Annotated in this window: 3 protein-coding genes; 1 reads left to right on the top strand and 2 read right to left on the bottom strand. The window is 41.6% G+C overall.

The features are described 5' to 3' along the window. On the bottom strand, positions 1 to 367 hold a 367-nt coding region (locus Q7P41_RS09985), incomplete at its 3' end, for a hypothetical protein (protein ID WP_303883947.1). A 245-nt stretch (positions 368 to 612) separates the two neighbouring features. Between Q7P41_RS09985 and Q7P41_RS09990 the strand changes: the two genes are divergently transcribed. After that, positions 613 to 1,131 (top strand): DUF2179 domain-containing protein, encoded by a 519-nt coding sequence (locus Q7P41_RS09990; protein ID WP_014807555.1) that lies wholly within the window; start codon positions 613 to 615, stop codon positions 1,129 to 1,131. Here the strand turns inward: Q7P41_RS09990 and Q7P41_RS09995 are convergent. Further along, the coding region (locus Q7P41_RS09995; RefSeq protein ID WP_303883950.1) for a sensor histidine kinase at positions 1,063 to 1,475 on the bottom strand (413 nt) is incomplete at its 5' end. The two genes, Q7P41_RS09990 and Q7P41_RS09995, sit on opposite strands and share 69 nt — an antisense overlap.

Below are 1,475 nucleotides of genomic sequence, written 5' to 3' on the forward strand. Positions count from 1 at the left end.
TTTCATGATCGGGTTTAATTGCCAGATAAAATCTCCTATCCCTGGGCAACACCAGACAAGCAGTGTTTTTTGAGCCCTCGAGCATGGATAACAACATATCGACATATTTAAAGTTGACATCCTTGATCGACAAAACCAATGACAGGAGGTTGTCAACGGCAACCGTTTCTTTAATATGAAGCAGAGTCGATCCTTCCTCGACATACAACACGTAAGGTTCTCCTTCTTCGGGAATCGGCAGTGCATTAATCGCTGCTTCCTCTCGAAGAGGCTTTCCCAAAAAAATCAAACCACATATAAGGATTGCTAATGCCACAACGCAAGACGACCAAAAGACAAGCGAGCTTTTAGATCTGACGTTTCTCAAGAAACTCCCTCCCACCATCATGGCAATTTGCCTGCCTAATATGTCATTATCAACAATACTCCCCGCAGCAGGACCTCCGTAATCCTGCTTATAAAGAATATTAACTTATACGAAGCATGCTTGCTAGTATCGATTTCATTTACAATAATATCGTTAAGGAAGAAATTTTAGACAGCTTACATAATATATCATTTAACCAGCAACATAGCCACTACAACCAGCAAAGCGCGAGGAGCGATGAAAAAATGGCCACAGTCTTGGGGTTGCTTTTTATTTTTTTTGCCAGGATAGCGGATGTATCGATCGGCACAATTCGAATTCTCCTTTTGGTCCGAGGGATGAGGTTAAGGGCTGCAGTAATCGGGTTTTGTGAAGTAAGCATATACATGATAGCCCTTTCAATCGTATTAGGTGGCGGTAAGTTAAGCCCCTTAGAATTAGTGTTCTACGCCGGAGGATTTGCTACTGGCAACTACGTCGGGTCATTCCTGGAAGAAAAATTATTATCAGGATATGCCTTGATCGAAGTAATAGCAGAAAGCAGCCCTCTGGTTAGAGAAAGGGTCGAAAATTTAAGAGAGGCAGGATATGGCACAACAGTTCTGCGTGGAGAAGGTAAATTCGGTGAAAGAATGATCTTAAAGATAGTCTGTGAGAGAAAGAAAATTAACGACGTATTGACCAAAGTTAAGGGATTAGGATTTGCCTACATCTCCGACATCAAAAGCGTTTCCGGTGGATTTTTCCCCAGAAAGGGGAAGTAATACTTTACATAAAATTATTGTACCTCTGTTTGATGATGATTTTATGTCAATTTGGCCGTTTACCATGCGCATTCTTTCTGCCATATTGGCTATTCCCCTATGCCCTTTTATCCTTAAAGATTCGATATCTCCCTCAAAGTCGAAACCACTTCCATCATCTTCGATTTGAAGCACTAAATATCCTTTCTCGCAAGCAAGCCTGACCCAGACGTTCTTTGCACCGCCATGCTTTACTGCGTTATTGATTGCTTCCTGTACTATCCTGAAAAAAGCTAGCGTTATATCCTCGTTAACATCAGGAATTTCACTTGCTTCCAGATATACTTTGATCCCGTAAATGCGGG

Source organism: Acetomicrobium mobile (assembly GCF_937920065.1).

Excerpts from the sequence above, each read along its gene's own strand:
- Q7P41_RS09990 (WP_014807555.1), top strand. The coding sequence starts at position 613 with ATGGCCACAGTCTTGGGGTTGCTTTTTATTTTTTTTGCCAGGATAGCG.